The following is a 6,633-nucleotide window of genomic DNA, read 5'->3' on the forward strand; positions in this document are numbered from 1 at the left end:
GTCATGGGTCAGCATCCTTCCAGACAGGTGGTGGGGTCACCGGCCAGGCCGGCTCGTCGGTCGGTTCGATGCGCACGGCCGCGGTCTTGAACGCGGGGATCCAGCTGATGGGGTCGAACGACGCCTTGGTCAGCTGGTTGGCCGCCACCGGCTCACCCCAGTGGTAGGGGATGAACACGGTGTCGTGTCGGATCGTTCGCACGACCAGAGCCGGCAGGGTCGTCGTGCCCCGGCGGCTCGTGACGCGCACCGGGGCGCCGTCGACGATGCCGTGCGCAGCGGCGGTGTTCGGGTGGATCTCGATCCACGGCGCCGGTGTCTGGTCGTTCAGGTAGCCGAGCCGGCGGGTCTGGTTGCCCGACAGGTACTGGGCGACGTTGCGCCCGGTCGTGAGGCGGATCGGGTACTCGTCGTCGGGCTCCTCGGCCGGAGGGTCGACCTCGACCGCGTTGAAGTGCGCCTTGCCGTCGGGCGTGGAGAAGCGGAGGTCCTCGAACAGGCGCGGGGTGCCGGGGTGGTCCTCGGTCGGGCACGGCCACGCGATGGGCCCCTCCGCCTCCAGGCGCTCGTAGGTGATGCCGGCGTAGTCGGCGCGGCCACCGGCCGAGGCGCGGCGCAGCTCGTCGAAGACTTCGCGGGCGCTCTGGTGCGCGAAGTGCTCACCGCGCCCGAGGCGGTGGGCGATCTCGGTGAGGATCCACATGTCGGGCTTGGCCTCGCCCGGCGGGTCGACGGCCTTGTTGATCTTGCAGACCAGCGCGTCGCTGTTGGCCACCACCCCTTCGGTCTCGGCCCAGGCCGAGCCGGGCAGCACCACGTCGGCCAGCAGCGCTGTCTCGGAGAGGAAGATGTCGATCACCACGAACAGGTCGAGGCCCTCGAGGATGCGCCGGGTGCGGGCCTGGTCGGGCCAGGACACCATGGGGTTGGAGCAGATGTTGATGAGGCCCCGGATCTCCCCGGCCTCCATGCGTTCGAGCTGGGCGAAGATCGGCTCGCCCGGTCCGGGCATGTCGGCGGGGTCGATGCCCCACACTGCGGCGACGTGCTCGATGGCGCCGGGGTCGGTGAAGTGGCGCATGCCCGGAAGCTGGTCGCACTTCTGGCCGTGCTCCCGACCGCCCTGGCCGTTGCCCTGGCCGGTGATCGTGCCGTAGCCGGCGCCGGGACGTCCGATGTTGCCGGTGGCGAGGCAGAGGTTGATGGCGGCCATCGCGTTGCGTGACCCCATCACCTGGTGCTCGAGCCCGCGGGCGTGGCTGAGCATTGCCTTGTCGGCCGAGCCGAACAGCTCCGCGGCGCGGATGATGTCGGCGGCGGGGACGCCGCAGCGCTCGGCGGCCCGCTCTGGTGTCCACGCCTGAACGGCCGTCGCCGCCTCGTCGAAGCCGGTGGTGTGTCCGGCGATGAAGCTCTCGTCGACCATCCCCTCACGGATGACGACGTGGAGCATGGCGTTGAGCAGCGCCCCGTCGGTCCCCGGCCGGATCGGCAGGTGCAGCTGCGCCACCCGGGCCAGCGATGTCTCGCGGGGGTCGACGCAGATCATCGTCGCCCCCCGATCCATCGCCTCCCAGAACCAGCGGATGTAGATGGGGAAGGTCTCGGGCACGTTGGCTCCGACGACGAGCAGCACGTCGGCCAGGGCGACGTCGGTGATCGGGTTGGCGGTGCGGTCGATGCCGAAGGACCGGTAGTTCGCGGCCCCCGCCGAGACCATGCACATCCGACCGTTGTAATCAGTGAACCGGGTGCCGAGGCCGACGCGGGCGAACTTGCCGAGCAGGTACGTCTTCTCGCTGACCATCGACGCGCCGCCGTAGGTGGCCATCGCATCAGCGCCCCCGGCCGCCTGGACGCGGCGAACGCCGTCGACCACACGGTCGAGCGCTTCGTCCCAGGTGGCCCGGCGCAGCCCGTCCGCGTCGCGCACCAACGGGTGCATGAGCCGGTCGGGGTGGCTGATCTGCTGGTATGCGGCGACACCCTTCGGGCAGAGCTTGCCCCGGTTCTGGGTGTCCATCCGGGGCTCGACGCCGATCACCTCCTTACCGACCACCCGCAGGTGCATCCCGCACTGCACGCCGCAGAACGCGCAGTGCGTCGACACCCAGCGCTCGTCCGCCTTGTCGGTCTCCCAGTCGCCGGCCGCATCGCCACCAGCGTCGTGGAGGTCGTCGACCCCGGGCGGGGTCGAGAGCCGGAAGGCCTGGCGCAGGCGAAGCGAGCGCGTCATTTGGCGAAGCTCGATCCGTTGCGGTCGAAGTACCCGCCCGCCCGGGCGACCCGCTTGCAGCGCGGGCAGAGCTCGGTGAGGTGCGAGGCGGGCTGGGTGGTGGGGTCGAGTCGGTAGTCCTGGCCGAGCTCGGCGAGCGTCGCCTGCAGGTCGTGCACGAACACCTCCGGGGCCAACGGCTCGCCGCAGCGGGCGCAGGGCTGTCGACCCGCCCGGCTGTTGACCTCGGCGTACATCTGGATGCCGACCGAGGCGGGGCGCTGGACCACGTGGAAGAACTTGCCGAAGGGGATGAACACCAACGACAGCACCACCGCCGCCATGTGGATGACCACGAGGAAGTCGTAGTAGGACCCCTCGAACAGGCTGGCCGAGGCGGTGAGCAACAAGCCGGTGACCGCGATCACGACCAACATCAGCAACGGCACCATGTCGTAGCCGAAGCTCTGGCCCGCGATCACGGCGCGATCCCGGAACCGTCGCCACAGGAAGATGGCGCACCCGACGAGCACGAGCACGGCGGTGTAGTCGAGGGCGTGGAACATCGACCAACCGAAGAACGACGTGGCGTCGAAGGTGATCGTGCCCATCCCGAACACGAAGGTCCGGTACGTCTCCTCGGTGCCCGGCTCCAGCTTGAACGCCAGCCACCCGAAGACGAGCGGGAACGTGATCAGCGTCGCCCCGATCACGCCCCAGAACAGGCACTGGTGGGCGATCCACCGCAGCACGCCGCGGCGACGGATGAACCCCTGGGCCAGGAGCTGTCCCGCCACCGCACGGGGCAACAGGGCGGGCAGCGCCCGGAAGCTGTCCCACGACCCCGCCAGCTGCCAGCCCCGTCGCCAGTACCGCCGGGTGGACGGCATGTGGAGCCAGCGGGCGTAGCGGGCCACGATGGCATACGTCAGGGCGACGATGCCGACGGCGTAGCCGATGAGCGCCGAGTCGAAGTTCGCCAGGCCGCTCGAGCCGGCCCAGATCAGGCCGAGCAGCACGAGGGCGGCGACGCCGCCGACCACGCGCTCCCCGCCTCGCCTCGGGCGGGAGGTGGGTGTCGGCGATGTGTCGGAAGGCATCACGATCCAGGCTGGCCGACGACGGGGTCCGCGGCGTCGCCTCCACCATCGCGCATCACAGAGAACCACGCCTGTCGACGGGCAGCTCGGGGAGGCGGATCCGCCGACCGGGCATGCTCGCCGGCGGGAGCCGGGCGTCTTCGTGCTCGTCGCCCACGCTCCCGGACATGCCGCGAATGGTGGTCCGGACGGAAGAAGGCTCGAAAGGGTCGAAGGTCCCTGATGTCTCCGCCCTTTGCCCCTACCGGCCGCCGACGGCCGGCGAGATGATCGAGGGATGACGACGCCCCGCAGACCAAGGGCGGCCGAGGATTATCACTGTCGCCACTCCAGGCCCCTGCGCTGTGGCTCGAGCGACCGGAGGACCGCATGAGCCGAGAGGCGCGCCGGCCACCGCCTGTCGACGACCTCGACACGCCCGAAGAGATCGCCGAGATGGTCCGCCGGTTCTACCAGGACGTGGCCCAGGACGACCTGCTGGGCCCGCTGTTCAACGACGTGGCCCGGGTCGACTGGAGCGAGCACCTGCCGAAGCTCACCCGGTTCTGGTGTCGGGCCCTGCTCGGCATCGAGGGCTACACGGGTAACCCGTTTCGCGCCCATGCGCTGGTCAACGAACGGTCGCCGTTCACCCTGGAGCACTTCGAGCGTTGGCTGGAGCTCTTCCACGACACTGTGGAGCTGGGCTGGGTCGGGCCCAACTCCGATCGCGCGTTGGCGCTGGCCCGGAACGTGGCCCGGGTCCACAGCAACCAGCTCGTGGGGACGCCGGTCGATGCGTGATCGCCAGGCACCGGCCCTGGCAACGTCCGGGCATCGACACGGCGTCGAGGTCGGCGCCGTGACCGGGTCATGGGAGCGCGCGGATGGCGAGGAGCTCGATGCGGCCGGGATGGGCGGCGACCCGCCGTGTTGGGCCGGGATCGTGGAGGACCACCGAGACGAGGATCCCGACGACGGGGTCGATCCGGTCGACGCGCTGCCGCGGGAGCCGCACCTCATGTCGAAGGCGACCGACGGGACGAGTGGACAGGTGGTGCCGAAGCCGGGGGACGGTGCCGTGGCCACGGAGCAGGACCTGTCGACCCGCACGCAGGTCGACCGCCTGGTGATCGCGTTCTACCGCGAGATCATGTTCGACGACCTGCTCGAGCCGGTCTTCGGCGAGGTCGCCGAGGTCGATTGGGGAGAGCACATCCTCAAGCTGATCGACTACTGGTGTTGGATCCTGTTCGGGACCAAGGGCTATGCTGGCGCGGTCACGAAGGCGCACCGCCACCTCCACGGCCTTCAGCCGATCGAGCCCGAGCACTGTGACCGCTGGTTCTCGCTGTGGGTCAGCTGCGTCGACGACGGCTGGGTCGGCCCCTACGCCGAGCGGGCCAAGGACCACGCAGCGGTGCTCATGGCCGGGATGGCCAGGCGGCTCTTCGGCTTCACCTGGCCCGCCCCTATGGCCGCCCCGATGGCCGCCCCGACTTCCGCCTCCGCCTCGTCCGCGGCCGCGCCGTGACGCTGTCGCGGTCGACGCCCTAGTCGTCCGACGGTCGGGTCATCCGGCAACGGAGGCGACAGTGAGCCCGACGGGGATCGTGCGGCACCAGCTCGTCGACCACGATCCCGCCGACGGCCTCGGCCATCCCCTGGGCCAAGCCGAGGTGGAGCATGCACACCGTGTCCGGGTCGGTGAGCACCGCAGAGGTGAACGGGCACGCCTCGAGCGTGACGTCGAGGGCGTCACCGTCCCGGCGCACGGAGGGCGCGAAGCCCAGGCGGGCCATCTGTCCGACGAAGGGGGTGACCGGCTCACTCGCCGGCCGGTCACCGAGGCGCTGGTGGAGCCCGGCGCGACGTCCCACCTCCACCGGGGCATCGCCGCTGCGGATCACCTCCGTGAGCAGCATGGCCAACCGCTCGTACGGACCGGTGACACCCCAACGGCTGTCGGCCGAGGGATGCACCGCGTAGCGAAGGCGAGGACGTCCCCGCCCGATGGGGGGCGCCGCCGACTCCACCACCAAGCCGGCATCCACGAGCTTGGCCAGGTGCTGGCGAATCGCGTTGTGGTTGAGTCCGAAGTGAGCCGTGAGCTCGGCGACATCGACCGGAGCGTCGGCATCGGCGAGGTACTGGAAGATCTCGTGGCGGGTGGGATCGCCCATGGCGCGAGCTTGAGCCTGGAGCGTGGGCATGAGTGGACTCCCTGTCGACCCGCCCCCTACCAGGGTGACGGTTCCACCGTGCAGGAGGGTTCATGCGACTCGGTGCGGGCGACATGCGAAGAACCGGTCGGAGGCCGCAGAATAACCGACATCTGCACCAGAAGGATGATGGAAGATGTCCTTCGACGGCGGGGGGACCACCTCGGACCGTCACCGACGGGCGCGGCCTCTCAGCCGCCGAGGGCGAGACCGGCGGTGAGGAGCGCGCCGAAGGCCAGCTGCACCCGGCCCGTCCCCACGAGGACGGGGACGAGCCCGGTCCCACGGGCCCCGCTCAGCACGGCGACGACCGGGCGCTGGGCGAGCAGGATGGCCACGAGGGCCACCGCCCCGGCCGGCCGCCCGCCCAGGCCGGTCACCAGCGGGACCGCCACGAACGCGCCGACCACCAGGGCGACGTAGAGGGCGCGGGTCCGCCGGTCGCCGAGGCGCACGGCGAGGGTCCGCTTCCGGGCCACGGTGTCGCCCGGGATGTCACGCAGGTTGTTGGTGACGAGCAGCGCGGTGGCGAGGAGGCCCACCGGCACCGAGGCGCCCAGGGCCAGACCGTTCAGCGACCCGGTCTGCACGTAGGCCGAGCCGGCGGTGGCCACCACCCCGAAGAAGGTGAAGACGAAGACCTCACCGAACCCGGCGTAGCCGTAGGGGCGGGGGCCGCCGGTGTAGAACCAGCCGGCGGCGATGGCGAGGGCGCCCACCACGAACAGCTCGGGCCCGACGGCCAGCGCCAGCGCGGCCCCGACCCCGCCGGCCACCGCGAAGCCCGCGAGGGCGGCCCGCTTGACCGCGCCGGGTCGGGCCAGACCCTGCCCGACGAGTCGCACCGGCCCCACCCGCTGATCATCCGCATCGGTGCCCCGGATGCCGTCGGAGTAGTCGTTGGCGAAGTTGGTCGCGACCTGCAGCGCCACCGCCACCAGCAGGGCGGCGACCGCCCGCCACCAGATGAGACCGTCGGGCACCCGACCCACGGCACACGCGGTGCCGACGGCCACCGGCACGACCGCGGCGGGCAGGGTTCGGGGCCGGGCGCCGGCCAGCCACAGCCGCCAGCCCTCGGGCCCGGGGCCGGCCGACGGGCCCGAGGCGCCGGGCG

Annotated in this window: 6 protein-coding genes; 2 read left to right on the forward strand and 4 right to left on the reverse strand. The window is 71.3% G+C overall.

The annotated features are described in order from the left end of the window. Nucleotide 1: 1 nt before the first annotated feature. On the reverse strand, nucleotides 2-2,236 hold the full coding sequence (locus VNL12_RS12795; RefSeq protein ID WP_325595145.1) for a molybdopterin oxidoreductase family protein: 2,235 nt from the start codon (nucleotides 2,234-2,236) through the stop codon (nucleotides 2-4). Next, a complete protein-coding gene (locus tag VNL12_RS12800; protein ID WP_325595146.1) occupies nucleotides 2,233-3,258 on the reverse strand; it encodes a hypothetical protein in 1,026 nt (341 codons plus the stop codon). Before VNL12_RS12800 ends, VNL12_RS12795 begins: the two co-directional genes overlap by 4 nt. A gap of 426 nt (nucleotides 3,259-3,684) precedes the next feature. Here VNL12_RS12800 and VNL12_RS12805 point away from each other — a divergent pair, with 426 nt between their 5' ends. Beyond that, nucleotides 3,685-4,098, forward strand: coding sequence for a group III truncated hemoglobin (locus tag VNL12_RS12805; protein WP_325595148.1), 414 nt, complete (start codon nucleotides 3,685-3,687; stop codon nucleotides 4,096-4,098). Between the two features lie 58 nt (nucleotides 4,099-4,156). Next, nucleotides 4,157-4,828 (forward strand): group III truncated hemoglobin, encoded by a 672-nt coding sequence (locus VNL12_RS12810; protein ID WP_325595150.1) that lies wholly within the window; start codon nucleotides 4,157-4,159, stop codon nucleotides 4,826-4,828. Between the two features lie 19 nt (nucleotides 4,829-4,847). On the opposite strand, the gene VNL12_RS12815 is transcribed toward VNL12_RS12810, so the two are convergent. After that, entirely contained in the window at nucleotides 4,848-5,477 is a 630-nt protein-coding gene (locus VNL12_RS12815; protein WP_325595152.1) for a helix-turn-helix transcriptional regulator, read from the reverse strand. 230 nt (nucleotides 5,478-5,707) lie between these two features. Continuing rightward, nucleotides 5,708-6,538, reverse strand: coding sequence for a 1,4-dihydroxy-2-naphthoate polyprenyltransferase (locus tag VNL12_RS12820; RefSeq protein WP_414654886.1), 831 nt, complete (start codon nucleotides 6,536-6,538; stop codon nucleotides 5,708-5,710). Nucleotides 6,539-6,633 lie beyond the last annotated feature (95 nt).

Source organism: Iamia sp., from assembly GCF_035575815.1.
Taxonomy (GTDB): Bacteria; Actinomycetota; Acidimicrobiia; order Acidimicrobiales; family Iamiaceae; genus Iamia.